Origin of the sequence: Streptomyces sp. NPDC001508 (genome assembly GCF_040298665.1) — a bacterium.
Taxonomy (GTDB): Bacteria; Actinomycetota; Actinomycetes; order Streptomycetales; family Streptomycetaceae; genus Streptomyces.
The window spans coordinates 1-26,179 of sequence record NZ_JBEPAP010000027.1 but is presented as its reverse complement, the minus strand read 5'-3'; the positions used below and the strand labels follow the sequence as shown (position 1 = coordinate 26,179).

Genomic DNA, 26,179 nt, shown 5'->3' with positions numbered 1-26,179 from the left:
TGTGCTTTCCCGGGGGGCGACCCCCGGACCCCCGGCCGGTTCCGAATCCGCCGCTCATCGACCGGCCTCCTGCGTCGTGTTGAGACTGTGCTTTCCTGGGGGGCGACCCCCGGGCCCCCGGCCGGTTTCGAATCCGGCGCTCATCGACCGGCCTCCTGCGTCGTGTTGAGACTGTGCTTTCCTGGGGGGCGACCCCCGGGCCCCCGGCCGGTTCCGAATCCGGCGCTCATCGACCGGCCTCCTGCGTCGTGTTGAGACTGTGCTTTCCCGGGGGGCGACCCCCGGACCCCCGGCCGGTTCCGAATCCGGCGCTCATCGACCGGCCTCCTGCGTCGTGTTGAGGATGTTGACGCCCTTGAAGAGGGCGGAGGGGCAGCCGTGGGACACCGCGGCCACCTGTCCCGGCTGGGCCTTGCCGCAGTTGAAAGCCCCTCCTAGCACGTAGGTCTGGGGTCCTCCTACGGCTTCCATGGATCCCCAGAACTGGGGGGTGACCCCCTGATATGCAAAGTCCCGGAGCTGCCCTTCAAGGCGGCCGTTCCGGATCATGTATGCCCTCTGGCCCGTAAATTGGAAGTTGTAGCGCTGCATGTCGATGGACCAGGACCGGTCGCCGACGACATAGATCCCGCGGTCGACGCTGCCGATCAGGTCCTGCGTGGACAGCCCCGCCGGGTCCGGCTGGAGCGACACGTTGGCCATGCGCTGCACGGGCACATGTCCGGGTGAGTCGGCGAACGCGCACCCGTTGGACCGGTCGAAGCCGGTCAGCCTCGCGATCCGCCGGTCCAGCTGGTAGCCGACCAGGGTGCCGTCCTTCACCAGGTCCCAGGACTGGGCCGCCACCCCCTCGTCGTCGTACCCGATGGTGGCCAGGCCGTGCTCGGCGGTGCGGTCACCGGTGACGTTCATCAGCTCGGAGCCGTACTTCAGCTTGCCCAGCTGGTCGAAGGTGGCGAAGGAGGTGCCCGCGTAGGCGGCCTCGTAGCCGAGGGCACGGTCCAGCTCGGTGGCATGGCCGATGGACTCGTGGATGGTCAGCCACAGGTTGGACGGGTCGACGACCAGGTCGTACGGTCCCGGCTGCACGCTCGGCGCGCGCATCTTCTCGGCGAGCAGCTCGGGGATCCGGGCCAGCTCGCCGTCCCAGTCCCAGCCGGTGCCGGTCAGGTACTCCCAGCCGCGGCCCACCGGCGGAGCGAGGGTGCGCATCGAGTCGAACTCGCCGCTGGACTCGTCGACCGACACCGCGGTCAGCTGCGGATGCAGCCGCACCCGCTGCTGCGTGGTCACCGTGCCCGCGGTGTCGGCGTAGAACTTGTTCTCGTGCACGGTGAGCAGCGAGGCGTCCACGTGGTTGACGCCGTCCGCCGCGAGCAGCCGGGCGCTCCAGTCGGCCAGCAGCGCCGACTTCTCCTCGTCGGGCACCGAGAACGGATCGATCTCGTACGACGAGATCCACGTCCGGTCGGCGTGCACCGGCTCGTCGGCCAGCTCCACCAGTTCCTGCGACCCGGCGGCCCTGATCACCTCGGCGGACAGCTTCGCCATCGCCACGGCCTGCGAGGCGACCTTGGCGGCGGCGTCCAGGGTCAGGTCGACCCCCGACGCGAAGCCCCATGTGCCGCCGTGCACGACCCGTACCGCGTATCCGAGGTCGGTGGTGTCGGACGACCCGGCCGGCTTGGCGTCCCGCAGCCGCCAGGACGCGCTGCGCACCCGCTCGAACCGGAAGTCCGCGTGCTCGGCCCCCAGCGCACGCGCGCGCGCCAGCGCGGCGTCGGCGAGGGCCCGTAGCGGAAGCGCCGTGAAGGCTTCGTCGATGGAATGAGGCACGGAGGTCTCCCTGCTGTCGTGGCCTGTCGGCTCCGATGATGTCGCGCGACCGGGCCCGCGGACCACACGTTTCCGCGTGAGGTCCGCCCTTTCTGTAGGGATCCGACAGCGACCCGCGCGCGCCACTGTCGGTGCCCGAATGCCCGCAGGCGTTCCGCTACCGATAGGTTTTCGACGAAGCCGCCTGTCATCCAGGTGTTCGGGCGGATGTGTCAGACCGCTATCGAAAGGGTGATCCGTTGAGCCGCTCGGTTCTCGTCACCGGAGGCAACCGGGGCATCGGCCTCGCCATCGCCCGCGCTTTCGCCGACGCCGGCGACAAGGTCGCGATCACGTACCGCTCGGGCGAGCCGCCGTCCGGTTTCCTGGCCGTCAAGTGCGACATCACCGACCCCGAGCAGGTGGAGCAGGCCTACAAGGAGATCGAGGCCGAGCACGGCCCGGTCGAGGTGCTGATCGCCAACGCCGGCGTCACCCGGGACCAGCTCCTGATGCGCATGTCCGAGGAGGACTTCACCTCCGTCCTCGACACCAACCTGACCGGTACGTTCCGGGTGGTCAAGCGCGCCAACCGGGGCATGCTGCGCGCCCGCAAGGGCCGTGTCGTACTGATCTCGTCGGTCGTCGGGCTGCTGGGCTCGGCGGGGCAGGCGAACTACGCCGCCTCCAAGGCCGGGCTCGTCGGCTTCGCGCGCTCCCTGGCCCGCGAGCTGGGCTCGCGCAACATCACCTTCAACGTCGTCGCCCCCGGCTTCGTGGACACCGACATGACGCGGGCGCTCACCGACGAGCAGCGCGCGGACATCCTCGCGCAGGTCCCGCTCGGGCGTTACGCACAGGTGGAGGAGATCGCCGCGACGGTGCGGTTCCTCGCCTCGGACGACGCCTCGTACATCACTGGAGCCGTCATTCCCGTTGACGGCGGACTGGGAATGGGTCACTGATCACCATGAGCGGAATTCTCGACGGCAAGCGCGTCCTGATCACCGGTGTGCTGCTGGAGTCCTCCATCGCCTTCCACGCGGCCAAGCTGGCCCAGGAGCAGGGCGCGGAGATCATCCTGACCGCGTTCCCGCGGCCCACCCTGACCGAGCGCGTCGCCAAGAAGCTGCCGAAGCCCACCAGGGTCATCGAGCTGGACGTCACCAACGACGAGCACCTGGGCCGGCTGGCCGACATCGTCGGCGAGGAGCTGGGCGGCCTCGACGGCGTCGTGCACTCCATCGGGTTCGCGCCGCAGGACGCCATGGGCGGCAACTTCCTGAACACCCCGTTCGAGTCCGTCGCCACGGCCATGCACGTGTCGGCGTTCTCGCTGAAGTCCCTCACCATGGCGTGCCTGCCGCTGATGCAGAACGGCGGCTCGGTCGTCGGCCTCACCTTCGACGCCCAGTACGCCTGGCCGCAGTACGACTGGATGGGCCCGGCCAAGGCCGCCCTGGAGGCCACCAACCGCTACATGGCGCGGGACCTGGGCAAGCAGAACATCCGCTGCAACCTCATCTCCGCGGGCCCGATCGGCTCCATGGCCGCCAAGTCCATCCCGGGCTTCGAGGACCTGGCCTCCGTGTGGGACTCCCGCTCGCCGCTGGAGTGGGACCTGAAGGACCCCGAGCCGGCCGGCCGCGGCATCGTCGCCCTGCTGAGCGACTGGTTCCCGAAGACCACCGGCGAGATCATCCACGTGGACGGCGGTCTGCACGCCATCGGCGCCTGACCGCCCCGACCCCGCCCGACGACCGAGGCCCCCACTCCGCTTGGGTTCTAACGGTCCTCGCAACACCTAAACCAAGTGGTGTTGCGACGACCCCTGGAACTCAAGCCGCGGTGGGGGCCTCGGCCTGTGCCGGCCTCACCCGTGCGGTCCACCGGCCGGGCGGGGACCGGCCGTGACCGCGCGCTCCGGAGTAAGCGTTCCCCTCGCGCATTCCCTCCCCGGCCCGGCCGAGGACGTTCCCCTGTGCGCCTGCCCGGCAGCCCGGTCTCGGCGACCACGGCCCTCGCCGGCGTCCTGTGCCTGCCGTACGGCCTACCGCCACAACCCGTAGGCCGGGGATCAGCCACCAGAAGGCGGACTGTGCCGGCCCGGGCGGCACAGAAACGGATAGCTCGCCGCCTCCCGCCCGGCCGCCTCCGCGTCGCCCGTGCGGATCGCGTCGACCAGCCGGGAGTGGTCCATGTGCGTCTCGGGCGTCAGATCCGCGCCCACATCGGCGCGCAGCCAGTCCCGCAGCACCTCGCCCAGGTCGGCGGACAGGGCGGTCATGACGTCGTTGTGGGAGGCGGCCACCACCGCCAGATGGAAGGTGGAGTCCGCGGTCACGAAGGCCTCCGCGTCACCCGACTCCCAGGCCTCCTCACGCCGCACGAGCAGGGCGTCCAACTGCTTGAGGTCCTTCTCGGTGCGCCGGCGCGCCGCCAGCGTCGCCGCGGCGGACTCCAGCGTGGAGCGCAGTTCGGCGATGTGCCGCGGGTCGGTGTCGGCGAAGCGCCGCTGCATCACGCCCGCCAGTTCGCTGGTCGCCACGACATAGGTCCCGGAGCCCTGGCGGATGTGCAGCAGGCCGTTGTGGGCGAGCGCGCGGACGGCCTCGCGGACCGTGTTGCGGGCGACGCCGAGCTGCTCGACCAGCTCCGGCTCGGTCGGGATACGGGAGCCGACCGGCCACTCGCCGGTGGCGATCTGGTTCCGCAGCTCTGCGATGACCTGCTCGGACAGCGCCGAGCGACGGGGGTGGCTCAGGGGCATGGCACACCTTCGCAGGGGACGGCCGGGTCGCGACGACCCGGGAATGGACAACCAATCATCCCATGATTCTATGATGTCTCTCATGGCTAGTGAGGAAACCCGCACGACAGACATGGCGACGCGGTCAACGGACCCGCCGCCCACCACCGCAGCCGCCACCGCGGAAGCCGACCACGACGCGTCCAGCGAGACGCACGGCACCCCGACCGCCGAGGCGGGAGGCACGCGCGCGTGGGCGACGCGTCTGGTCGTCGTCGGCATCGTGCTCGCCGCGCTGAACCTCCGCCCCGCCATCACCAGCCTCGGCGCCCTCCTGGAGGAGGTCCGCGACGGCCTCGGCATGAGCGGCAGCGTGGCCGGGCTGCTCACCTCCGTACCCCCGCTCTGCTTCGCCGTCTTCGGCGTCACGGCCCCGCGGCTCGCCCGCCGCTTCGGGCCCGGCGCGGTGGTCTGCGCCGGCATGGCCGCGATCACCGCGGGCCTGGTCATCCGCCCGTACGTCGGGGGCACCGCCGGATTCCTGGCCGCCAGCACCCTCGCACTCATGGGCATCGCGGTCAGCAACGTCCTCATGCCGGTCATCGTCAAGCGCTGGTTCCCCGACCGGGTGGGCTCCATGACCGGCCTGTACTCGATGGCCCTCGCCCTCGGCACCTCGCTGGCCGCCGCGGTCACCGTGCCCATGACCGATGCGCTCGGCGGCAGTTGGCGGGCCGGCCTCGGTGTGTGGGCCGCGCTCGCCGCGGCGGCGGTCCTGCCGTGGCTGCCACTGGCCCGGGACCGGCGGAGCGCCCCCGCGCGGACGGCCGCGCCCGCGGCGGACCAGCGGCCCGCCGCGCCCCCGCTGCGGATCACCCGCAGCCGTACGGCCTGGGCACTCGCCGTCTTCTTCGGACTCCAGGCCACCGCCGCCTACATCACCATGGGCTGGATGGCGCAGATCTTCCGCGACGCGGGCGTCCCCGCGGGCACGGCGGGACTGCTGCTCGCCGTCACCATGGTCATGGGCGTACCGCTGGCCTTCGTGATCCCGCGCCTGGCCACCCGGCTGCCCCACCAGGGGCCGATCGTGGTCGTCCTCGGCGCCTGCGGCCTGGCCGGCTACGCGGGCCTGTATCTGGCCCCGGCCGGCGGTGCCTGGGCGTGGGCGCTGCTGCTCGGCATCGCCAACTGCTCCTTCCCGCTGGCCCTCACCATGGTCGGCATGCGGGCCAGGACCGGCGCGGGTGTCGCCCAGCTCTCCGCGTTCGCGCAGAGCACCGGCTATCTGATCTCCATCCCCGGGCCGCTGCTGGTCGGGGTGCTCTACCAGCACAGCGGCGGCTGGGGCCTGCCCATCGCCCTCATGGCCGGCCTCATGGTCCCGCAGATGGCGGTGGGCATACTGGCGGGCCGCGACCGCACCGTCGAAGACGAGGCCCACCGCTGACGGGAGGCATCGGGTCCACCCCGGGCGGGGCCGCCCGCTGATGGGCAGGGAACGGCTCGGCCTCCGCGTCCACCCGGCCAGGGGCCTGCCCGCTTGTCGTCCGTCCCACCGAGGGCCGGGGCCCGCTCGGCACACCGCCCGGCCCCGGTGCGCCGGTTCGGTGGGGCGGGGTGCGGCCCGTCGGGGTGGTTTCTCCGGACCCGGCCGGTTGGGCGCGGGCGTGGGGTGCGAGACTGGGACGCATGCCCGTGCTCGATCCGAACCCCCAGAACGGCCAGAAGAAGATGCTGATCGTCTTCGGCTCGTTCTTCGCCATCTTCGTGCTCATCGCCGTCATCGCGACCCTCGCGTCCCCCTGACCTCACCACCGCAGCCGATGGTGGGGCCAGCCCCACCATCCCCTAGGGGGTGAGTGTCAGGGTGAACTGGGTGGATCACCGGATGGGTCGGCGCCCGCGGATTCCCTACCGTCGAGATGTGACCGCGACAAGCGGTCACCGACCACTCGGAGCCCAGCGGAGGCGATCATGCCGGCCCGTACGCACACCCGGCCCCGCCCGGCGACCACGGGCGGCGTCGACATGCGGCTGCCCTGGTGGGCGCTGGCCCTGCCCGTGCTCGCCTTCGTCTCCCTGCTGGTGCTGCTCCTCAACCCCTCGGACGCCCAGGCGGCCACCGGCCAGCCGGCCGTCGCCCAGTTCATCGAGCGCGCACAGCACCTGCTGACCCGCTGAGCCCGGGGCCGGCCCGGGCGGTCCGGTCGGGTGTCAACTCCCTGCGCCCCATGGCCTGTTTCATGCGAAGCTGGACCTCATGAGCGTCGCAGAACCCCGCAGGATTGTCCTCTTCCGGCATGCGAAAGCCGACTGGCCACAGGTGACCGACCATGAGCGGCCGCTCGCCGAGCGGGGCCGCATGGACGCGGCAGTGGCCGGCCGCAGACTGGCCGATAGCGGCATCTCCTTCGACCTGGCCCTGTGCTCCACCGCGGTCCGGACCCGCGAGACCTGGAAGCTCGCTGTGCAGGAGCTGCCGCACCGGCCGAAGACCGTCTACGAGGAGCGGCTCTACGAGGCCTCGCCCGGCGAGATCATCGCCGTGCTCAACGAGGTGCCCGACGACGCCCGTAACCTGGTCCTGATCGGCCACAACCCGGGCGTGCACGGGCTGGCCGAGATCCTTTCCGGTTCCGCCGACGGCGAGGCGGGCGAGCGGATGAAGCGCCGTGGCTTCCCCGCCGCCGCCTTCGCCGTGCTGACCTTCGACGGCTCGTGGAAGGGCCTGGAGCCCGGCGCCGCGGCGCTCGCGGACTACTGGGCGCCGTCCGACTGACCCCCGTACGACCCGTACGACCCGTACGAGACCCGTAGGACCGTACGTACGACCAGTACGACCCGTACCACGCGTACGGCCGCTACGACTCCGCCTGGGCCCGGTGCCGCGGCGGTGCCGGGCCCAGGCGGGGCAGGGGTCGTGCCGGCGGCTCAGTCCTCGTCGTGGGCGTCCGCCGCCTCGACCTCTTCGCGGGTGATGCCCAGCAGATACAGCACCGTGTCCAGGAAGGGCACGTTCACCGCGGTGTGCGCGGCCTCGCGGACCACCGGCTTGGCATTGAAGGCGACACCGAGACCGGCCGCGTTCAGCATGTCCAGGTCGTTGGCGCCGTCGCCGATCGCCACCGTCTGGGAGAGCGGGACGCCCGCCTCCGCGGCGAACCGGCGCAGCAGCCGTGCCTTGCCCGCGCGGTCGACGACGTCCCCTATGACCCGGCCCGTCAGCTTCCCGTCGACGATCTCCAGGGTGTTGGCGTGCGCGAAGTCCAGTCCCAGCCGCTCCTTGAGATCGTCGGTGACCTGGGTGAACCCGCCGGAGACCACGCCGACTTGGTAGCCGAGTCGTTTCAGCGTACGGATCAACGTGCGCGCGCCCGGCGTCAGCCGCACGTCACCGCGCACCTTGTGCACGACCGAGGCGTCCAGCCCCGCGAGCAGCGCCACGCGCGCGTGCAGCGACTGCTCGAAGTCCAGCTCCCCGCGCATGGCGGCGGCGGTCACCTCGGCGACCTGCTCCTCGCAGCCGGCGTGCGCGGCGAAGAGTTCGATCACCTCGTCCTGGATGAGGGTGGAGTCGACGTCCATCACGACCAGCCGCTGCGCCCGTCGGTGCAGGCCCGCGGCGACGACCGCTATGTCGACGCCGAGCGCCGCCGCGTCGGCCACCAGGGAGGTGCGCAGCGGCTCGGTCTCCACGCCGGACACCGCGAACTCGACCGCGGTCACCGGGTACTTGGCGAGCCGGAAGATCCGGTCGATGTTGCCGCCGACCTTCGCGATCCGGGCGGCGACGGCGGCCGTCGACTCGGCGGTGAGCGGATGGCCGAGGACGGTCACCAGGGAGCGGCCGAGTCCACGCGGACGGTTGTCGCCGCGTCCGGAGATGATCTCCGCCTGCATCTTCATCGAGTCGGCCCAGCTGTGCACCGTGGCCCGCAGATCACCCTCAAGACCGGCGGTCGGCTGGGTCACGAGCGCGCAGAGCACCAGCCGGCCCCGGGTGACGACCTGTTCGATGTCGACCACGTCGACGGAGAAGACGGCAAGAGTGTCGAAGAGTCCGGCCGTGATGCCCGGCCTGTCCTTGCCGAAGATCTTGACGAGGAGGGTGGGGACCTCGGAAGTCTGCGAAGCGCTCATGGTGCATCCACCGTATCCGGCACCCCGTGCCCCATGCCCCCGAGGTCCGCCTGGCGGACACGGAACAATAGATGTCGGGTCGGTGTCCGACGCCTTGCGGCACAACCACGACCGTGGCCCCGGCCGCCGGTCCCGGGCGGATGACCAGAACTGTCGTACGCTCCGTCCGCGCCGCCACGGGACACGGCCGCAAGCCCGCCGAGCCCCCGGCACGCGAGCGCGCGTCCGTGCCGCCACGGGACACGGCCGCAAGCCCGCCGAGCCCCCGGCACGCGTGCGCGCGCCCGTGCCCACCGTGTCGCATGCCACCCCGCTCGCACCCGCGGCCACCACGCCCGACAGCCCCACCACGGACACCGCGTGCCGCCGCCGTGACCGCCCGTCGCCCGGTGCGGCAGGGCACAGCGCCTTCCGCCCGGCCGCCCCGGCAGCGCCGTAGGCGGGGATGGGGCGTGGTCGCCAGGGTGTTATGTCCGCTTTTCCGCGGCCACCGGTCACTCCGTCGGCATGGTTCGATGCCGTGTGTCCGGCGGTCGTGGCGGGGGCGGGAACGGTGGTGGGGGTCACCGCGTGCCGCGGTCACGAAACCTTTCCCCGCGACCGGCCGTCGCCCGGTGCGGCACGGCTCAGTTTCTCCCGCCCGGCCGTCCGGGGCGCCGCGGGCGGGGGGCGGTGGTGGGGTCGCCGGGGTGTTGTGTCCGCTTTTCCGCGGCCAGGCGTCACTCCGTCGGCATGGCTCGATGCCGTGTGTCCGGCGGTCGTGGCGGGGGCGGGAACGGTGGTGGGGGTCACCGCGTGCCGCCGTCGCGAGGCCTTTCCCCGTGACCGGCCGTCGCCCGGTGCGGCACGGCTCAGTTCCTCCCGCCCGACTGTCCCGGCGGCGCCGCGGGTGGGGGTGGGGGACCGTTGTCGGGGTGGTCGGCGGGCCGGTCTCCGGGACGGTACCGGGGGCGCGGCGGCGGGTCCAGGGGGCGGGTCACGGTGGTGGCGTCGTACACATCGTCGGCCGGCGGCGGGCCGGCCGGCGGTCGCGGCTGCTCGGCCTCGAGCGGGCCGGAGCCCCCGGCGTTCCGCAGCTCGTCCGGCAGCCGGAGATAGGGATTCGTCCCAGGGTTGGGCGGTCGGTAAGGCACCCGAGGCGTGTACGGCCCGCTGCCCCCGACGTCGCCGAGGTGCCCGTACGCCGGCCGACCGGTACCGCCGGCCGGCTCGCCCAGGGCCAACGGTGCCGCCTGCCGGCCCGCGGCCCCCGCCACCCAGGCGAGCACCGCGCCCGCGGCTCCCGCCCCGGCACCCCAGGCGGCCCCGAGGAGCAGCGCCGTACCGAGATGCCCGTGCAGTTCGACCCCGGCGCCCAGCGCGTCGAGGCCCAGGACGGACAGCGAGGCGTCCACGGAGACGTCGGCCAGCCAGGCGAGCAGGGGCAGCGCCAGCGCGGTCACGGCCCCCAGCCGCAGCGCACAGCGCCCCGCGAACCCCAGAACCCCGAAACCGTGCCGACCGACACCTCCGGCACCCGACAGCCTCACCCCACCCGCCTCGGAACCGACCGCCCCGGAGCCGCCAGCCCCGGGGCCCACCACCCCGGCCCCGAAACGCGCTGTCCCGGAACCGGCCACCCTGGAGCCCCCCGTCCTGGAATCGGCCGTCCCAGAGTCCGCTGTCCTGGAGCCAGCCATCTCGGAGCCCGGAGCCCCGGAGCCCGCCGTCCTGGAACCGGCCGCCCCGTCCCCGGAGCGCGCTGTCCTGGAGCCGGCAATCCCGGAGCCAGCCGCCCCCCACTCCGCGGTCCCGGAGCCGGCAGCTCCGGAGCCGACCGCCCCGGAGCCGCCCGTCCCCGAGCCGCCCGCCCCCCGGACGCCGCGTGGCGCCGTCGGAGTTCGTACCGCGGTCAGTACTCCCGCCGACAGCATCATGAGGGCCGCCGCCACGCCGAGCAGCCACACCCGGCCGTCCAGCTCCGCCAGCCGCCCCAGCGTCACGGGCCGGTCGGGCATCCCGGCGAGGAGCCGGTCCAGCGGATCGGGCAGCACGGCGGTCAGGGCGCCGGTGGCCCTGCCGTCGAAGGGCACGAACAGACCGAGGGGGACGCCCAGCCACACCCCGTTGGGCGCGCCGAGCAGGGCCGCGCCCGCGATGCGCCGGGGATGCTCGTCGCCGATCGCCGCGTACGCCGCCGCCGCGAGCCCCGCCACGACGGCCACGACCAGCACGCCGACGAGGGCCGAGACCGCCGGCCGGACCACCCGGTGCACGGCGTCGAAGCCGCGCGGCAGGGGAGCGCGGCGCGAGGCGAGCAGCGCGATCAGCAGCACGCCCGCGGACCAGCCCAGCCCGCCGAGCAGGGTGGGCGCCGTGTCCACGGTGAAGCCGACCGCCGCCTTCGCGTCGATCAGATCGCCGATCCGGTCGGGCAGCAGCCCGCCTACGTCCCCGAGGTCACCGAGCCCAAGGACGCCGAGGCCGCCGCCGTCGCCCCCGCCCGTGCCGGGCAGCCGGTCGAGCCCGAGCGCACCGCCGTCGATCGTGACGACGTCGTGCCCGGCCCGGGCGAGCCCGCCCAGCATCGCCACGAACAGCGCGACCACCGCCCCCGCGCGCGCGAGGAGTTCGGGCGGGGCGATCACCACGCCGGCCGCGCGCAGGGATCGTAGGAAGAACCACGACAACAGCAGGGCGCCCACGAGGCTCACGCCGAGTGGCGTGATCTCGACGGCCGTATGCGCCTGAGCGCCTTTCAGTCCGAAAGCGGACAGATCTCCGGACGGCGAGAGGGAACCACCCGCCCCGAGCGCCACAACCGCCGCCGTCATCGGCCCCAGTGAGCCGGCCGAATCGGCTCGCAGCAGATGCAGACCGAGCGCGGCCGTTCCCGCCATCCCGATCAATGCCCAGCTCACGGCGGTGATCGCGGACAGCAGAACGTCTGCCCACGGCAGCCGCCCGCCGTGCCGTTCGGTCCCGATGTGCGTGGCAGTACTCATGGCAGACCCCCCGATCCGCGGCGCGGCCGTCGGTCGCGCATGCCCCCCTCGCGGGGGATTACCACTTTCCGCGCCGGTTTCAACCCCGTCAACGGAAGAAGTCCCAGCGCTGGTACGCGCTCGTGACAAGGCCCGACTTTCGGACACAGGGGCGGGCCTGGAATAGTTCCTCACGATGTTCGACATCCCTAGACTCCCTGCGACGGGGGAAATTCGGGGGACAACTCAGTGGGGCATGGAGTGCCGGAACTCGTACTGGAATCAAACGGAAGGACCTGGACGCTCGATGCGTCCAGGCACTACACCCTCGGACGCGATCCGCAGGGAGACATCGTGTTCGACGACGCCAGGGTCTCCTGGCGGCACGCCACGGTCAGCTTCAACGGCCGCAGTTGGGTCATGGAGGACCACGGCAGCACCAACGGCACCTTCGTGCAGGGCCAGCGGATCCACCAGGTGGAGATCGGTCCCGGCTCGGCCGTGCACCTGGGCAACGCCACCGACGGGCCGCTGGTGAGCCTGTCCGGTGCCGCGGCCGTGGTCGCGCAGCCACAGCAACAGCCGTACGCGGCCCAGGGCGCGGCGGCCGGCTGGGCCCAGCAGCCGCAGCAGGCCCAGCAGCCGCCGCAGCAGGACTGGCAGCAGCCGCAGCAGGCGGCCCAGCAGCCGTCGATCCCGCAGCAGCAGGGGTCCGGTGGTGGCGCGGGGGCGCCGCCGGTCTACGGCGACCGCAGCCCCACCACGTTCCACCAGTTCGCGCTCGGCCGCGTGATGCGCATCGGCCGTGCCCTGGAGAACGACCTGGTCGTCTCCGACCTCCAGGTCTCCCGCAACCACGCCGAGTTCCACGCGACGCCCGACGGCCGCATGGAGATCCGCGACCTCGGCTCGCACAACGGCACGTACGTCAACGGCCAGCCGATCGCCAAGGGCGGCTCGGCACTGCTCGGCCCGAACGACATCGTCGGTGTCGGCCACTCCACCTTCCGTATCGTCGGCGACCGCCTGGAAGAGTTCGTCGACACCGGTGAGGTCTCCTTCTCGGCCCGCCATCTGACGGTCACGGTCGACGGGGGCAAGCAGATCCTCAAGGACGTCTCCTTCGGCGTCCCGGAGAAGTCCGTGATCGCGGTCATCGGCCCGTCCGGCTCGGGCAAGTCGACCCTGCTCAAGGCGCTCACCGGCTACCGGCCCGCCAACCAGGGCGAGGTCCTGTACGACAACCGCAACCTGTACAAGCAGTTCGCCGAGCTGCGCCAGCGCATCGGACTGGTCCCGCAGGACGACATCCTGCACAAGGAACTGACCGTCAAGAAGGCACTCAAGTACGCGGCCAAGCTGCGCTTCCCGGCCGACACCACGGCCGCCGAACGCGAGGCCCGCATCGACGAGGTGCTGCGCGAGCTGAAGCTGGACATCCACAAGGAGAAGAAGGTCACCTCCCTCTCCGGCGGCCAGCGCAAGCGGGTCTCGGTGGCCCTCGAACTGCTCACCAAGCCCTCGCTGATCTTCCTCGACGAGCCGACCTCGGGCCTCGACCCGGGCATGGACCGCGATGTGATGCAGTTGCTGCGCGGCCTCGCCGACGACGGCCGCACGGTCCTCGTCGTCACCCACTCCGTCGCCGAACTGGCGCTGTGCGACAAGCTCCTGGTAATGGCCCCGGGCGGCGCGGTCGCCTACTTCGGTCCGCCCGAGGAGGCGCTGAACTTCTTCGGCTACGACACCTGGGCCGATGTGTTCTCCGCCTTCGAGAACTACCGCGACTACGACTGGGCCGGCCGCTGGAAGGGCTCGCAGCACTACCAGATGTACGCCGCGGACATCGACGCGGTCGCGCCGCAGTCCGTACAGGTGCCGCCGATGCAGGCGATGAAGCCGCCGAAGCCGCAGGGCTGGATGTCGCAGTTCGGCACGCTGGTGCGCCGCTATGTCTCGGTGATCGCCTCCGACCGGGGCTTCCTCGCCCTGATGGTGATCCTGCCGGCCGTGCTCGGCGCGGTGAGCCTGCTCATCGACGCGGACAAGGGCCTGCTGCCCAACCCGCCGCGCGCCAACGGCCAGATCGTCCCCAACGGCACCGCGACCACGGTCCTGCTGATCCTCGCGGTCGGCGCCTGCTTCGCGGGCGCCGCCAACTCCGTCCGCGAGCTGATCAAGGAACGGGTCATCTACGAGCGGGAGCGCGCCACCGGCCTGTCGCGCTCGGCGTATCTGATGTCCAAGGTGTTCGTGCTCGGCATGATCACCGTGCTGCAGGGCCTGCTGGTCGGCGTGATCGGCTTTGCGAGCCGGGAGATCCCCGAGGAGGGCCTGGTCCTCGGCGGCGCCACGCTGGTCGAGCTGTCGCTGCCGATCATGGCGCTGGGCTTCACCTCGATGATGTTCGGCCTGATCATCTCCTCGCTGGTGAAGACGGCCGAGAAGACCATGCCGCTGCTGGTGATGTTCGCGATCATCCAGGTGGTGTTCACGGGCTGTCTGTTCACCCTGCACGGCTCGATCGGCGTCAACGAGTTCTCGTATCTGATGCCGTCGCGCTGGGCCGTCGCCGCCGCGGGCGCCACGCTGGACTTCAACAAGATCAGCCCCCCGGAGTCGGCCGGGGACACCGACCCGCTGTGGGAGCACACCGTCGGCGCCTGGGGCCTGGACATGGCCGCGCTGATCGCGCTCGGTGTGATCTGCGGGTTCTTCGTGGCCCGCTTCCTGCGCCGCCATGAGCCGGAGGTCATGCGCAAGTAGGCGCGTCCGGCCGCCAGGACGGGCCAAGGGCGGCACCCGGCCACCGGGTGCCGCCCTTCGGCGTTCACGACTGAGGCCCGCGCCTACCTCAGTACGCGCTGTTGACGTTGTCGATCGAGCCGTACCGGTGGGCCGCGTAGTTGGCGGCCGCGGTGATGTTGGCGACCGGGTCGTAGATGTTCCAGGACGTGCCCGGGACGTGGTACGCCTTGAACGTCGGCGGGATGACCTGGAGCAGCCCCTTGGACGGGACGCCGTTGACGGCGTTGACGTCCCAGTTGTTGATGGCGTTCGGGTTGCCGGAGGACTCCCGCATGATGTTGCGGTGCAGCCCGTAGTAGCTGCCCGGGATGCCCTTCGCCCTCATGATGTCGAGGGACTCCCGGATCCAGCCGTCGAGGTTGTTGCCGTAGGTCTTTACGGCGACCGGCTGGACCTGGAGGCGCTGCGCGGACCGGCTCGCGGTCTCCTGCGCGGCGCGCTCCTGGGCGGCCTTCTTGACGGCCGCGTTCCTCGCCGTGGTCTCGGCCTGCTTCCTCGCGGTCTCGGCCGCGGCCTTCTGCCGCGTCGCGATGGCCTCCAGCTTGACGTTCTGGTCGGCGAGCTGGTCGGTGACGGTGCCCTTGACGTCCTGGATCCGGTCATTGCTGTAGGCCACCTGGGCGGAGGGCACGGAGGTTGCGGAGGCGACTGGCTCCGCGCTGCTGGGGGCTGCGGAGAAGGCGACAGCGGCGGCACCGAGGGCACCGACACCGGTGATCGCGATCTTGTGCTGCTTGGTCAGCGTCCGACCGAGATCTCGGATGTTGATGTTCTTGGGCATGCAGTTGGACCTCTTCGAATAGCGCGGAGGCCGCGTCCGTTCTGCGGAGGGGGAATCGGTTCCTCTCCGCACGGACGCCGCGGACGGGAACCCGCGGCGTTGAGCGACGGCAGCCATTCTTAGCGGTCGCAAAATCCCATGGCAAAGATGTGACGTACGATTTGTGATAGTTGACCGGTGGGGGGCAAATCGGGACAGACTGGAACGTCTTTCCCGCTAATGGCGGTCCTATTTATCTCCTATATGCCTTCGTACGTGAGCTGCGCCCTATGTGCGGGGTCACATGAACCCGGTGCCGCTCTCACCAGGAGTTGCGTCAGCAATGCGCTGTGTGAGGACTCTGCCCGCAAGGACGTACGGCTCGGCCGCCGCGGCTCGGCCGGCCGGCGTCGGCGACAGCCCCGGTCCGGGCCTCCACGCGTGTGCCGTGCGCGGCGATCGCTTCCGCCGCCCGGGCCAGGGCCGCACCGCCCCGCGTGTCGCACACCGGGCCCCAGCCGCGCGCGGCCGGCGCCCGCCCCAGCCCCTTCGACGCACCCGTGATGATCGCTGCGGCATGACAGGCGGCCCCTCGCTCCCATCTGCCTCCACCCGGCGGTGGCCCCACGTAGGAACGCGACCCACCCGGCCCGCCTCGGACGCGGGCGGCACAGCGGCGGGGTCCTTCGGCCTACGGCGCCGACCCGCGGCCTACGGCGCCGACCCGCGGCCTACGGCGGTGGACCTAGGCCCACCGGCCCACCCCCGGCCGCCACCGGCCCGATCCGCGCTGTCGCACCCCGCCGGTACCGTGAGGACATGAGTCACGGCCCCCGGTCCGGCCTCGCCGCGGTCAGCTCCGCGCTGCTGGCCATGAGCAGGCACCTGGAGGTGCGCGACGTCCTCAAGACGATCGTCGCCTCCGCCCGCGAACTGCTCGACGCCGAGTACGCCGCCCTGGGCGTCCCGGACGACCACGGCGGATTCGCCCAGTTCGTGGTCGCCGGCATCAGCGACGCCCAGTGGAAGGCCATCGGCCCGCTCCCGCGCCAGCACGGCATCCTGGCCGCGATGCTGCACGAGGCCACCCCCGTACGCCTCGCCGACGTCCGCAAGGATCCGCGCTTCGAGGGCTGGCCCACCACCCACCCCGAACTGTCCGACTTCCTCGGCCTGCCGATCCGCGACGGCGACGAGGTCATCGGCGCGCTGTTCCTCGCCAACAAGCGCCGCCGGCCGAAGGGGCACCGCCCGGCCCCCGGGCGGACCGGCGGCTGCGCCTTCACCGAGGAGGACGAGGAACTCCTCGCCATCCTCGCCCAGCACGCCGCGATCGCCCTGACCAACGCCCGGCTCTACGAACGCAGCCGCGAACTGACCATCGCCGAGGAGCGCTCCCGCCTCGCCCATGAACTGCACGACGCGGTCAGCCAGAAGCTCTTCTCGCTGCGCCTGACCGCCCAGGCGTCGGCCCGCCTCGTCGACCGCGACCCGGCCCGCGCCAAGTGCGAGCTGCAGCAGGTGGCCGCGCTCGCCGCGGAGGCGGCCGACGAACTGCGCGCCGCCGTGGTCGAGTTGCGCCCCGCGGCGCTCGACGAGGACGGCCTGATCGCCACCCTGCGCACCCAGATACAGGTCCTCGACCGCGCCCACACCGCGCGCGTGACCTTCGCGAGCACCGGCTTCCGCGCCCTGCCGGCCGCCCAGGAAGAGGCGCTGCTGCGGGTCGCCCAGGAAGCCCTGCACAACGCCCTGCGGCACTCCGGAGCCGCCCAGGTCGACGTCACCGTGAACCGGCGCGGCTACGGGGCCGTGCTCCGGGTCACCGACGACGGCGGCGGCTTCGACCCGCGCTCCGTGCACCGGGCCGGACGCCATCTCGGCCTGGTCTCCATGCGCGACCGCGCGAGCGGCGTCGGCGGCACGCTGACGGTGGAATCGGCGCCCGGCAAGGGCACCACGATCGAGATGGAGGTTCCTGGTGGCTGACGCAATCAGAGTCCTGCTCGTCGACGACCACCAGGTCGTCCGCCGGGGACTGCGCACCTTCCTGGAGGTGCAGGACGACATCGAGGTCGTCGGCGAGGCGGCCGACGGCGCCGAAGGGATCGACCGCGCCGAGGAACTGCGCCCCGACGTCGTTTTGATGGACGTCAGGATGCCCGGCATGGACGGCGTCGACGCGCTGCGCAGACTACGGGAACTCGGCAACCCCGCGCGGATACTGATCGTCACCAGCTTCACCGAGCAGCGCACGGTGGTCCCGGCCCTGCGGGCGGGCGCCGCCGGATACGTCTACAAGGACGTGGACCCCGACGCGCTCGCCGGCGCCATCCGCTCCGTGCACGCCGGACACATCCTGCTCCAGCCGGAGGTGGCCGGTGCGCTGCTCTCCCAGGACGAGGTCAACTCCGGTCAGGGCCGCGGGGGTTCACTCACCGAACGGGAGCGCGAGGTGCTCGGCCTGATAGCCGACGGCCGCTCCAACCGGGAGATCGCCCGCGCCCTCGTGCTGTCCGAGAAGACGGTCAAGACGCATGTCTCCAACATCCTGATGAAACTGGACCTCGCGGACCGCACCCAGGCCGCGCTGTGGGCCGTCCGGCACGGCGTGACCGGCTGAAACGCCCCTCGGCAGGCCGCACACCCGGCATCAGCGCGGACGGTTCCCCTCCGGGCCGAGATTCATACCGTCGTGGGAACGTCACCCGGATGGCGCATCCTTCGTGCACCGCCGGCGTTCTCCAGTGCGTGCCGCGGCGACTTGCCGCGGTGTTCGCCAAGGAGGGCTTAGAAGTGAAGAACCTGAAGAAGGCAGCGGCCGTGACGATGGTGGCCGGTGGCCTGGTGGCCGCCGGCGCCGGGATGGCCTCCGCCACCGACGGCTCGGCGGCCGGCGGCAAGGCCGAGCACTCCCCGGGCGTCGTCTCCGGGAACGTCATCCAGGCCCCGGTGCACATCCCGGTGAACGCGGTCGGCAACAGCGTGAACGTCATCGGTGTGCTGAACCCCGCCTTCGGCAACCTCGGCCTCAACGGCTGACGCCGCGCCGCGCGCCGACAGCGAGTACCGGCCTCCCGGGCCCCGGGAGGCCGGTCCGTTTGTCGTTCCAATCGTCCGATCGGGCTGTCGGCCGCGCGGCTCCGTACCGCCCGGACCCGATCGACGTTGATCAGCGTGCGACCCACGCCGGGTCGGATACGCACACGCAGGAGGAACGTTTCCAATGAACATCGCCAAGAGGGCCGCCGTAGCCATGACCGTCGCCGGTATCGCCGCGGGCGCTTCGGCCGGCGCGGCCTTCGCCGACTCGGGAGCGGCGGGCGCGGCCGAGCAGTCCCCGGGCGTCGGCTCCGGCAACGTGGTCCAGGTGCCGGTCCACATCCCCGTCAACGTCACCGGCGACAGCGTCAACGTGGTCGGCCTGCTGAACCCGGCGTTCGGCAACCAGAGCGCCAACGGCTGAGCCGAGCCCTTTCGGTTCGGTCACGGCCGGAGCGGGGTCTGGGGGCGGCAGCCCCCAGATACGCCCGCACCCACACCCCACACAAGGCACCGCTCACCGCGCTCCGCGCTCCCGCTCCTCCACAACGGAGTTGTACGCCGCGACCTGCGCCCGCCGGGCCGTCCGCTCCACCGGACGCAGCGCGGCACCCCGCGCCGCCATCTCCGAGGCGCTCACCGCACCGCCGTGCCCGTTCTCGTACGCCAGCGAGACCAACAGGCCCACCCGCTGCGCCAGCTCCAAAACCCGCACCGCCCGCGGCGGATACCCCGGCGCCAGCACCTCCCGCCCCCGTTCGGCCCGTGCCCGGTAGGCGTCGATCGCCGCCTCGGCCACCGGGCCCGACCCCGCGAGGTCCAGCCGCGACAGCACCTCCGTGGCCTCCCGCAGTGCCTCCGCCAACTCCCGCTCCGCCTCGCCCAGCGACGGCACATCGGCGGGCGGCGCCTCCCGCACCGGCAGACAGCGCCAGACCACCTCGACATGCACATCGCCGTCCGGCCCCGCCTCGTCCACCTCGGGCACCAACCCGAACGCGGCGCCGTGACAGACCACCGCCTCCTTGGCCTCCAGCGCCCGCGCGTTGAACTCGGGCGGCCCGCTCAGCCCCAGCGGATGCCCGGGCTGCGGCAGCGCCACCCGCAGCCCCGTCACCCCGAGCGCCCGCAGCCGGCCAAGGCCGAGCGTGAGACCGACCGGTGCCGGCTCCCCGGGCAGCCCCTCCAGCCGGTGCACCGCGTCCTCCCCCACGATGGCGAGCACGGCGTCATCCGGAGAGACAAGTCCGGCCAATAGGGCATTTCCCCAAGCGGCAAGGCGTCCTGAACGCGGTTCCGAGAGCATGCCCCCACCCTAAGGACCGGACCGATGGAATGGACCGCGGCACCGGTGGCGTAGATTTCGTAGGGGCTGCGCCACCGGCGCGGCGGACCGAGCCACTGGTGACCGCGACTGCGCCGAGACCGGCCACAATGCAAGGGGAGACAACGCGCTCATGAGCGATGTTCTGGAACTTCAGGACGTATCGGTGGTCCGCGAGGGCCGGGCTCTGGTGGACCAGGTCTCCTGGTCGGTCAAGGAGGGCGAGCGCTGGGTCATCCTCGGCCCCAACGGCGCCGGCAAGACCACCCTGCTCAACGTCGCCTCCAGCTACCTCTTCCCCAGCAAGGGCACCGCCACCGTCCTCGGCGAGACCCTCGGCAGGCCCGGCACGGACGTCTTCGAACTACGCCCGCGCATCGGCGTGGCGGGCATCGCCATGACCGAGAAGCTCCCCAAGCGCCAGACCGTCCTGGAGACCGTGCTCACCGCGGCCTACGGCATGACCGCCCACTGGCAGGAGGACTACGAGGAGGTCGACGAGCAGCGCGCCCGCGCCTTCCTGGACCGCCTCGGCATGAGCGAGTACCTCGACCGGAAGTTCGGCACGCTCTCCGAGGGCGAGCGCAAGCGCACCCTGATCGCCCGCGCCCTGATGACCGACCCCGAACTCCTCCTGCTCGACGAGCCGGCCGCCGGACTCGACCTCGGCGGCCGCGAGGACCTGGTCCGCCGCCTCGGCCGCCTCGCCCGCGACCCGATCGCCCCCTCCATGATCATGGTCACCCACCACGTCGAGGAGATCGCCCCCGGCTTCACCCACGTCCTGATGATCCGCCAGGGCAAGGTCATGGCCGCCGGCCCGCTGGAGCTCGAACTCACCTCCCGCAACCTCTCCCTCTGCTTCGGCCTCCCGCTCGTCGTCGAGCAGGTCGGCGACCGCTGGACCGCCCAGGGACTTCCGCTGTCCTGACTCCTTTTGCGCACTGTCCGACGCGGACCCGCGGCCCTACCATGACCACGTGGACAACATCGACGCATGGGTGTGGTGGCTGATCGGCGCGGCGGCGCTCGGTATCCCGCTCGTCATCACCGCGATGCCGGAGTTCGGCATGTTCGCGGTGGGCGCCATCGCCGCGGCCGTGCTCGCCGGCCTCGGGTTCGACGTGGTGGTCCAGGTGCTGGCCTTCGTGATCGTCTCGGTCGCCCTCGTCGCCGTCGTACGGCCCATCGCCAACCGGCACGGCAGACAGCGGCCCGAACTCGCCACCGGCGTCGACGCGTTGAAGGGCAAGCAGGCCGTCGTGCTGGAGCGTGTCGACGCCTCGGGCGGCCGGATCAAGCTCGCCGGAGAGATCTGGTCGGCGCGCGCCCTCGACACCGGCCGGGCCTACGAAGCGGGTCAGGAAGTGGACGTCGTGGACATCGAGGGAGCCACCGCGATCGTCATCTGACCTCGCGAGACTCAACTGGGCCGAACAGACCACGAGTTGTCCCACGGTCTGCCAGACTCGACCAGCAAGATCTTCAACAACATAAGATCTTCCAAAAGCGCCGAGGCGGAGAAGGGTACGGGGAAATACGATGGGACCGATCATCATCGTCCTGATCATTCTGGTGGTGTTGGTCTTCATCGCCCTGATCAAGACGATCCAAGTCATCCCCCAGGCCAGCGCGGCCATCGTCGAGCGCTTCGGCCGCTACACGCGGACACTGAACGCGGGCCTCAACATCGTCGTCCCGTTCATCGACACCATCCGCAACCGCATCGACCTGCGTGAACAGGTCGTCCCGTTCCCGCCGCAGCCGGTGATCACCCAGGACAACCTGGTCGTCAACATCGACACCGTCATCTACTACCAGGTGACCGACGCCCGGGCCGCCACCTACGAGGTCGCCAGCTACATCCAGGCCATCGAGCAGCTCACCGTCACCACGCTGCGCAACATCATCGGCGGCATGGACCTGGAGCGCACCCTGACCTCCCGTGAGGAGATCAACGCGGCCCTGCGCGGCGTCCTCGACGAGGCCACCGGCAAGTGGGGCATCCGCGTCAACCGCGTGGAACTGAAGGCCATCGAACCGCCCACCTCCATCCAGGACTCGATGGAGAAGCAGATGCGCGCCGACCGTGACAAGCGCGCGGCGATCCTCACCGCGGAAGGCACGCGCCAGGCCGCCATCCTCACCGCCGAGGGCGAGAAGCAGTCCCAGATCCTGCGCGCCGAGGGCGAGGCCAAGGCCGCCGCGCTGCGCGCCGAGGGTGAGGCCCAGGCCGTCCGCACGGTCTTCGAGGCGATCCACGCCGGCGACCCGGACCAGAAGCTCCTGTCCTACCAGTACCTCCAGATGCTCCCGAAGATCGCCGAAGGCGACGCCAACAAGCTCTGGATCGTCCCCAGCGAGATCGGCGACGCCCTCAAGGGCCTGTCCGGCGCGATGGGCAACTTCGGCCCTCTGGGCGGGGGTTCGGGGAACAACGGCAACACCGTCCCGTCCCAGCAGAACAACCCCCCGACCGCAGAACGCCGCGAGAAGCCCCAGATCGACTGACCCCGCCTTCCGCCGACACCGAGCAACCCCCGCGCCCCGCAAGGGAGCGCGGGGAACTGCGCGAGCGACCACGAACAACCCTTGGCCGAGCCCCCGAGCAAGCCGCTACGGCTCAGGCGGCATCCCGAGCCAGCCAGTCCGGCAGAGCCTCAAACTCCTCGGCCCCCAGCGCAAGCAACATCGCATCGGCCGGCGTCGGCTCGAACGGCTCCCGCAGCAACTGCATACCGGCCTCCAGCGGAGTCCGGTCGGCCTTGCGATGGTTGTCCTCGGCGCACGAGGCCACCGTGTTCAGCCAGGTGTCCTGCCCGCCCCGCGATCGCGGCACCACATGGTCCACGGTCGTCGCCCGCCGCCCGCAGTACGCGCAGCGGTGCCGGTCCCGCACCAGCACACCCCGCCTCGACCACGGAGCCTGTCTTCGGAACGGCACCCGTACGTATCTGCACAGCCTGATCACCCGAGGCGCGGGTATGTCCACATCGGCGCCCCGCATCCGCAGTTCGGGATGGGCCTGCTCGACGACCGCCTTGTCCTGGAGCACCAGCACGACGGCTCGGTTCAATGTCACCGTCGACAGCGGCTCGAAGCTCGCGTTCAGCACCAGCGTGTCCCGCATCCAGCCCACCTCCCGTGCGCACCGCCCACCCCCCGGCGGGCTTGGATCAACTCTGGACGGGCGCGCCGAGATGGACAACGCAATAAAAAATGCCCGCCCCCGATCACATCCAAGACCGGGGGCGGGCAAACGTTCCATGAACGCTCGGCTGATTCCGTGCGCCGGATCAGCCCTCCGCGGGATTCTCGTACTCGCCGATGAGCTGGGCGCGCGCGATCGCGTGGAAACGCAGATTGAAACCGACCACGGCGGGGGAGACATCGGCGTCCGGACCCAGCTTCTCCTGGTCCACCGCGTACACCGTGAAGACATAACGGTGCGGGCCGTCCCCGGGCGGCGGCGCGGCACCGCCGAAGTCCTTGGTCCCGTAGTCGTTGCGGACCTGCACCGCACCCGCGGGCAGACCCTCGAACGCGCCGCTGCCCGCGCCCGCCGGCAGCTCGGTCACCGAGGCCGGGATGTCGAACACGGTCCAGTGCCAAAAACCACTGCCCGTCGGCGCGTCCGGGTCGTAGCACGTGACGGCGAAGCTCTTGGTCTCCGGCGGGAAGCCCGCCCACCGCAGCTGCGGCGAGGTGTTGCCGGCCGCGTAGACCTGAGCGTCCTTGAGCGTCGCGCCCTCCTCGACGTCCTCGCTCGTCACCGTGAACGACGGCACGGGCGGGTGGAAATCATGGGGGAGCGGCCGCCGCTTCAGCTCGGTCACCTCGGTACCTCCTGATCCGTTTCCTGCAGAGGGAACCGAGCCTAGAACCAGTTGCGCCTGCTGCCGACCTCGGACAGCCACTGGTTGAGGTACGCCGCCCAATCGGTCCCGTGGAAGTCGTGCAGCCCCACCTGGAAGGACCGGAAGGTGTCACTGCCCTCGCTGAACAGCCCGCCCTTCTTGTCCATTTCGAGTACGACGTCCATGGCCTGCTCGTCGGCCACGAAGCTCAACTCGACCTGGTTCAGGCCGTGGTACTGCGACGGCGGAAAGAACTCGATCTCCTGGTAGAACGGCAGCCGCTGCCGCGTGTTGCGGATGTGACCGCGCTCCATGTCCGCGTTCTTGAAGCGGAAGCCCAGCTGGATGAAGGCGTCCAGGATCGCCTTCTGCGCCGGCAGCGGGTGCACATTGATCGGGTCGAGATCACCGGAGTCCACGGCGCGGGCGATCTCCAGTTCGGTCGTCACCCCGATGTGCATGCCGCGCAGCGCCTGCCCGTCGATCATCGTGACGGGCGTCTCCCAGGGGATCTCCAGCCCGAACGGCACCGTGTGCACGGCCCCCGCCTGCAACTCGAACGCGCCACCGAGCCGCACCTTGGTGAACTCGATGTTCTGCTTGTACTCCTCCTCGCCGCTCTCCACCTCGACCCGCGCCTGCAGGCCCACGCTCAGCCCCTGGATCTCCTGGTTCACGGATCCGCCCTGGATCCGCACCTCACCCTGGACGACGCCGCCCGGTACCACGTTCTCCTCGGTGAGCACCGTCTCGACCGAAGCCCCGCCGGCCCCCAGGCTTGCGAGCAGCCTCTTGAACGCCATGACTCTCCCTTTACGTACGGACCCTTGATCCCTACAAACGCGCTCCGGGCCCAGCCGGTTCCGCGGTACGCCCCGGCAACCGGGGCGGCCCCCCACACCTTCTGGCGCCCACCCGACTGGACTACGCTCCAGAGCCATGATCGTGCCCCGGGACCGTACGCCACTCTTCAGGAGCTTCTTCGACCGCCCCGTACCGGAGGCCGCCCCCGAGGCGGTGCCCGGTCCACCCGGACACGTCTGCGTCCACCGCACCTACGGCATGCCAAGGCAGTCGGCATGAACGTCGTGGACCTCGCCCACCCCGCTGAAGAAGTCGCTCCCAAGCTGCTCGGTGCCATCCTCAGCCACGAGACATCCGAGGGAACCGTGAGCATCACCATCACGGAGACCGAGGCGTACTCCGGTGCGGCCGACCCGGCCTCCCACGCCTACCGAGGCAGGACACCCCGCAACGCCGTCATGTTCGGACCGGCAGGGCGCCTGTATGTCTACCGGTCTCACGGTCTCCACTGGTGCGCCAACATCGTCACCGGGACAGACGGCATCGCTTCGGCTGTCCTCATCCGAGCAGGCAGGGTCATCGAAGGGGAGGATGTGGCACGCAAGCGGCGAGGGAGCACGGTCGAGAGTCCGCGTCTCGCACGGGGGCCGGGGAACTTCTGCCAAGCGCTCGGCATCACGGCAGAGCACAACGGCACAGACCTGCTGACAGGCGCCTCGGTCGCGCTGTCCGAGGGTGAGCCGGTGCCCGCCGCACTCATCCGGGTTGGTCCCCGGGTAGGCGTGAGCAAAGCCCATGACTGGCTGCACCGCTTCTACCTCGCCGGTGATCCGACGGTCTCGGCGTACCGACTGAGCCCGAGAGCCAAGCCGTCCGCCGGAGCCTGAGCCGCTGTGCGCCCCGCTCTCGTTCGCGGCCGGCCCTGCCACCGTCACCTCGGCGTACGTGGAGTCGGTGCACCAAAGGTCGACTATCGGCCCGAAGCGACAAGGAACTGGCCAAAGACCCGGCCCGGCTCGCCACGGCCCTGGACATGGACCGAGCCCTCGACGGCACGGACGCCTGCGCCCGCGGCGAGACCCCGCTGAGGATGGCCACCGGCACCCCCGTGCCCGCCGACCAGGCACGCAACGGTTCCCGCACGGGTGTGTCCGGCGACGGCGGTGTCCACTCGTGGCGCTACTGGATCGCCAACGACCCGACGGTGAGCCCTTATCGGGCCCACGTACCCAGGCGCCGCTCAAGTTGACTCGTCCTTGGAAGATGCGTAACGTGGCCCGAGCCGCTTGAACCGGGTACGGCATTCGCCAGCAGCCGGAAGCGGCCAAACCACTACCAGCGACACCCCTCAGTGAGGGCCCATTCAGCATGTCTGCATGCCTGAATTCAGGAACTCACGAACTCGATTATGAGTCCCCGAGGGAATCCGCTAACGTAGTGAATGCCGAAAGGCCCCGCCGACCGGGAATCAGGCTCCGAAAGGGATCTGATAGAGTCGGAAACACCGAAGGGAAGCGCCCGGAGGAAAGCCCGAGAGGGTGAGTACGAAGGAAGCGTCCGTTCCTTGAGAACTCAACAGCGTGCCAAAAGTCAACGCCAGATATGTTGATACCCCGTCTACCGGATTCTTCCGGTGACGTGGTTCCTTTGAAGAAATACACAGCGAGGACGCTGTGAACCATCGGGTTATTCCTCCGGTGGTTCCGCTCTCGTGATGTGTCACCCCGATTATGGGGAAAGCATTCACGGAGAGTTTGATCCTGGCTCAGGACGAACGCTGGCGGCGTGCTTAACACATGCAAGTCGAACGATGAAGCCCTTCGGGGTGGATTAGTGGCGAACGGGTGAGTAACACGTGGGCAATCTGCCCTGCACTCTGGGACAAGCCCTGGAAACGGGGTCTAATACCGGATA

At 70.8% G+C, this 26,179-nt stretch carries 23 protein-coding genes, 1 rRNA gene and 2 pseudogenes; 17 read left to right on the top strand and 9 right to left on the bottom strand.

Going from position 1 to position 26,179, the window contains the following annotated elements:
* Positions 1 to 312: 312 nt before the first annotated feature.
* Entirely contained in the window at positions 313 to 1,836 is a 1,524-nt protein-coding gene (locus tag ABT245_RS23640) for a TldD/PmbA family protein (protein ID WP_351736642.1), read from the bottom strand.
* Between the two features lie 239 nt (positions 1,837 to 2,075).
* Between ABT245_RS23640 and fabG the strand changes: the two genes are divergently transcribed.
* A complete protein-coding gene (gene fabG / locus ABT245_RS23635) occupies positions 2,076 to 2,780 on the top strand; it encodes a 3-oxoacyl-[acyl-carrier-protein] reductase (protein ID WP_351736640.1) in 705 nt (234 codons plus the stop codon).
* Between the two features lie 5 nt (positions 2,781 to 2,785).
* Positions 2,786 to 3,553, top strand: coding sequence for an enoyl-ACP reductase FabI (fabI, locus tag ABT245_RS23630; protein WP_351736638.1), 768 nt, complete (start codon positions 2,786 to 2,788; stop codon positions 3,551 to 3,553).
* Positions 3,554 to 3,892: 339 nt separating this feature from the next.
* Here fabI and ABT245_RS23625 read toward each other — a convergent pair whose 3' ends face one another.
* The gene (locus ABT245_RS23625) at positions 3,893 to 4,585 is read right to left on the bottom strand and encodes a FadR/GntR family transcriptional regulator (protein ID WP_351736636.1); all 693 of its coding nucleotides are present in this window, start codon (positions 4,583 to 4,585) and stop codon (positions 3,893 to 3,895) included.
* Between the two features lie 70 nt (positions 4,586 to 4,655).
* Between ABT245_RS23625 and ABT245_RS23620 the strand changes: the two genes are divergently transcribed.
* The 4 genes from ABT245_RS23620 (at position 4,656) to ABT245_RS23605 (ending at position 7,346) form a co-directional block, all read left to right on the top strand.
* Positions 4,656 to 6,014 carry a CynX/NimT family MFS transporter gene (locus tag ABT245_RS23620; RefSeq protein ID WP_351736634.1) on the top strand — a complete coding sequence of 453 codons (1,359 nt, stop codon included), beginning with the start codon at positions 4,656 to 4,658 and terminating at the stop codon, positions 6,012 to 6,014.
* A 242-nt stretch (positions 6,015 to 6,256) separates the two neighbouring features.
* A complete protein-coding gene (locus ABT245_RS23615) occupies positions 6,257 to 6,373 on the top strand; it encodes an SGM_5486 family transporter-associated protein (RefSeq protein ID WP_351736632.1) in 117 nt (38 codons plus the stop codon).
* Positions 6,374 to 6,541: 168 nt separating this feature from the next.
* Positions 6,542 to 6,748: a hypothetical protein gene (locus ABT245_RS23610; protein ID WP_351736630.1), complete on the top strand. Its 207-nt coding sequence runs from the start codon at positions 6,542 to 6,544 to the stop codon at positions 6,746 to 6,748.
* A 79-nt stretch (positions 6,749 to 6,827) separates the two neighbouring features.
* Positions 6,828 to 7,346 (top strand): SixA phosphatase family protein, encoded by a 519-nt coding sequence (locus ABT245_RS23605; protein ID WP_351736628.1) that lies wholly within the window; start codon positions 6,828 to 6,830, stop codon positions 7,344 to 7,346.
* Positions 7,347 to 7,498: 152 nt separating this feature from the next.
* Here ABT245_RS23605 and serB read toward each other — a convergent pair whose 3' ends face one another.
* Both serB and ABT245_RS23595 read right to left on the bottom strand, forming a co-directional pair.
* The gene (gene serB / locus ABT245_RS23600; protein ID WP_351736626.1) at positions 7,499 to 8,707 is read right to left on the bottom strand and encodes a phosphoserine phosphatase SerB; all 1,209 of its coding nucleotides are present in this window, start codon (positions 8,705 to 8,707) and stop codon (positions 7,499 to 7,501) included.
* Positions 8,708 to 9,558: 851 nt separating this feature from the next.
* Positions 9,559 to 11,691 carry a streptophobe family protein gene (locus ABT245_RS23595; RefSeq protein WP_351736624.1) on the bottom strand — a complete coding sequence of 711 codons (2,133 nt, stop codon included), beginning with the start codon at positions 11,689 to 11,691 and terminating at the stop codon, positions 9,559 to 9,561.
* Between the two features lie 240 nt (positions 11,692 to 11,931).
* Here ABT245_RS23595 and ABT245_RS23590 point away from each other — a divergent pair, with 240 nt between their 5' ends.
* The gene (locus ABT245_RS23590) at positions 11,932 to 14,436 is read left to right on the top strand and encodes an ABC transporter ATP-binding protein/permease (RefSeq protein ID WP_351736786.1); all 2,505 of its coding nucleotides are present in this window, start codon (positions 11,932 to 11,934) and stop codon (positions 14,434 to 14,436) included.
* An 88-nt stretch (positions 14,437 to 14,524) separates the two neighbouring features.
* Here the strand turns inward: ABT245_RS23590 and ABT245_RS23585 are convergent, their stop codons facing one another.
* Positions 14,525 to 15,259, bottom strand: a complete 735-nt coding sequence (locus ABT245_RS23585; RefSeq protein ID WP_351736622.1) for a transglycosylase SLT domain-containing protein — start codon at positions 15,257 to 15,259, stop codon at positions 14,525 to 14,527.
* Between the two features lie 798 nt (positions 15,260 to 16,057).
* Here ABT245_RS23585 and ABT245_RS23575 point away from each other — a divergent pair.
* From ABT245_RS23575 to ABT245_RS23560, 4 genes are all read left to right on the top strand, one after another.
* Positions 16,058 to 17,227, top strand: coding sequence for a GAF domain-containing sensor histidine kinase (locus ABT245_RS23575; RefSeq protein ID WP_351736620.1), 1,170 nt, complete (start codon positions 16,058 to 16,060; stop codon positions 17,225 to 17,227).
* Positions 17,220 to 17,861 carry a response regulator gene (locus tag ABT245_RS23570; RefSeq protein ID WP_351736618.1) on the top strand — a complete coding sequence of 214 codons (642 nt, stop codon included), beginning with the start codon at positions 17,220 to 17,222 and terminating at the stop codon, positions 17,859 to 17,861. The genes ABT245_RS23575 and ABT245_RS23570 overlap by 8 nt, the downstream gene beginning before the upstream one ends.
* 173 nt (positions 17,862 to 18,034) lie before the next feature.
* On the top strand, positions 18,035 to 18,280 hold the full coding sequence (gene chpE / locus ABT245_RS23565; RefSeq protein WP_351736616.1) for a chaplin ChpE: 246 nt from the start codon (positions 18,035 to 18,037) through the stop codon (positions 18,278 to 18,280).
* A gap of 184 nt (positions 18,281 to 18,464) precedes the next feature.
* On the top strand, positions 18,465 to 18,704 hold the full coding sequence (locus ABT245_RS23560; protein WP_351736614.1) for a chaplin: 240 nt from the start codon (positions 18,465 to 18,467) through the stop codon (positions 18,702 to 18,704).
* 93 nt (positions 18,705 to 18,797) lie between these two features.
* On the opposite strand, the gene ABT245_RS23555 is transcribed toward ABT245_RS23560, so the two are convergent.
* Entirely contained in the window at positions 18,798 to 19,586 is a 789-nt protein-coding gene (locus ABT245_RS23555; protein ID WP_351736612.1) for an Rv1486c family protein, read from the bottom strand.
* Positions 19,587 to 19,737: 151 nt separating this feature from the next.
* On the opposite strand from ABT245_RS23555, the pseudogene ABT245_RS23550 reads away from it, so the two are divergent.
* From ABT245_RS23550 to ABT245_RS23540, 3 genes and pseudogenes are all read left to right on the top strand, one after another.
* Positions 19,738 to 20,268: pseudogene (locus ABT245_RS23550) on the top strand (ABC transporter ATP-binding protein); the annotation flags it as partial.
* 316 nt (positions 20,269 to 20,584) lie between these two features.
* Positions 20,585 to 21,016, top strand: coding sequence for an NfeD family protein (locus ABT245_RS23545; RefSeq protein ID WP_351736608.1), 432 nt, complete (start codon positions 20,585 to 20,587; stop codon positions 21,014 to 21,016).
* 130 nt (positions 21,017 to 21,146) lie between these two features.
* Entirely contained in the window at positions 21,147 to 22,115 is a 969-nt protein-coding gene (locus ABT245_RS23540; protein WP_351736606.1) for an SPFH domain-containing protein, read from the top strand.
* A gap of 112 nt (positions 22,116 to 22,227) precedes the next feature.
* Here the strand turns inward: ABT245_RS23540 and ABT245_RS23535 are convergent, their stop codons facing one another.
* The 3 genes from ABT245_RS23535 to ABT245_RS23525 form a co-directional block, all read right to left on the bottom strand.
* Positions 22,228 to 22,734: an HNH endonuclease gene (locus ABT245_RS23535; RefSeq protein ID WP_351736604.1), complete on the bottom strand. Its 507-nt coding sequence runs from the start codon at positions 22,732 to 22,734 to the stop codon at positions 22,228 to 22,230.
* Between the two features lie 166 nt (positions 22,735 to 22,900).
* The gene (locus ABT245_RS23530) at positions 22,901 to 23,440 is read right to left on the bottom strand and encodes a YbhB/YbcL family Raf kinase inhibitor-like protein (protein WP_351736602.1); all 540 of its coding nucleotides are present in this window, start codon (positions 23,438 to 23,440) and stop codon (positions 22,901 to 22,903) included.
* A 41-nt stretch (positions 23,441 to 23,481) separates the two neighbouring features.
* Entirely contained in the window at positions 23,482 to 24,264 is a 783-nt protein-coding gene (locus tag ABT245_RS23525; protein ID WP_351736600.1) for a sporulation protein, read from the bottom strand.
* Positions 24,265 to 24,540: 276 nt separating this feature from the next.
* On the opposite strand from ABT245_RS23525, the gene ABT245_RS23520 reads away from it, so the two are divergent.
* The 3 genes and pseudogenes from ABT245_RS23520 to ABT245_RS23510 all read left to right on the top strand — a co-directional run.
* Positions 24,541 to 25,152: a DNA-3-methyladenine glycosylase gene (locus ABT245_RS23520; protein WP_351736598.1), complete on the top strand. Its 612-nt coding sequence runs from the start codon at positions 24,541 to 24,543 to the stop codon at positions 25,150 to 25,152.
* Between the two features lie 74 nt (positions 25,153 to 25,226).
* Positions 25,227 to 25,514: pseudogene (locus tag ABT245_RS23515) on the top strand (DNA-3-methyladenine glycosylase); the annotation flags it as partial.
* A gap of 493 nt (positions 25,515 to 26,007) precedes the next feature.
* A 16S ribosomal RNA gene (locus tag ABT245_RS23510) occupies positions 26,008 to 26,179 on the top strand; the annotation flags it as partial.

Coding starts and splice junctions, on each gene's coding strand:
- ABT245_RS23610 (WP_351736630.1), top strand. CDS start 6,542: ATGCCGGCCCGTACGCACACCCGGCCCCGCCCGGCGACCACGGGCGGC.
- ABT245_RS23595 (WP_351736624.1), bottom strand. CDS start 11,691: ATGAGTACTGCCACGCACATCGGGACCGAACGGCACGGCGGGCGGCTG.
- ABT245_RS23555 (WP_351736612.1), bottom strand. CDS start 19,586: ATGCTCTCGGAACCGCGTTCAGGACGCCTTGCCGCTTGGGGAAATGCC.
- ABT245_RS23615 (WP_351736632.1), top strand. CDS start 6,257: ATGCCCGTGCTCGATCCGAACCCCCAGAACGGCCAGAAGAAGATGCTG.
- ABT245_RS23525 (WP_351736600.1), bottom strand. CDS start 24,264: ATGGCGTTCAAGAGGCTGCTCGCAAGCCTGGGGGCCGGCGGGGCTTCG.
- serB (WP_351736626.1), bottom strand. CDS start 8,707: ATGAGCGCTTCGCAGACTTCCGAGGTCCCCACCCTCCTCGTCAAGATC.
- ABT245_RS23625 (WP_351736636.1), bottom strand. CDS start 4,585: ATGCCCCTGAGCCACCCCCGTCGCTCGGCGCTGTCCGAGCAGGTCATC.
- ABT245_RS23605 (WP_351736628.1), top strand. CDS start 6,828: ATGAGCGTCGCAGAACCCCGCAGGATTGTCCTCTTCCGGCATGCGAAA.
- fabI (WP_351736638.1), top strand. CDS start 2,786: ATGAGCGGAATTCTCGACGGCAAGCGCGTCCTGATCACCGGTGTGCTG.
- ABT245_RS23560 (WP_351736614.1), top strand. CDS start 18,465: ATGAACATCGCCAAGAGGGCCGCCGTAGCCATGACCGTCGCCGGTATC.
- ABT245_RS23575 (WP_351736620.1), top strand. CDS start 16,058: ATGAGTCACGGCCCCCGGTCCGGCCTCGCCGCGGTCAGCTCCGCGCTG.
- ABT245_RS23535 (WP_351736604.1), bottom strand. CDS start 22,734: ATGCGGGACACGCTGGTGCTGAACGCGAGCTTCGAGCCGCTGTCGACG.
- ABT245_RS23540 (WP_351736606.1), top strand. CDS start 21,147: ATGGGACCGATCATCATCGTCCTGATCATTCTGGTGGTGTTGGTCTTC.
- ABT245_RS23520 (WP_351736598.1), top strand. CDS start 24,541: ATGAACGTCGTGGACCTCGCCCACCCCGCTGAAGAAGTCGCTCCCAAG.
- ABT245_RS23585 (WP_351736622.1), bottom strand. CDS start 15,259: ATGCCCAAGAACATCAACATCCGAGATCTCGGTCGGACGCTGACCAAG.
- ABT245_RS23620 (WP_351736634.1), top strand. CDS start 4,656: ATGATGTCTCTCATGGCTAGTGAGGAAACCCGCACGACAGACATGGCG.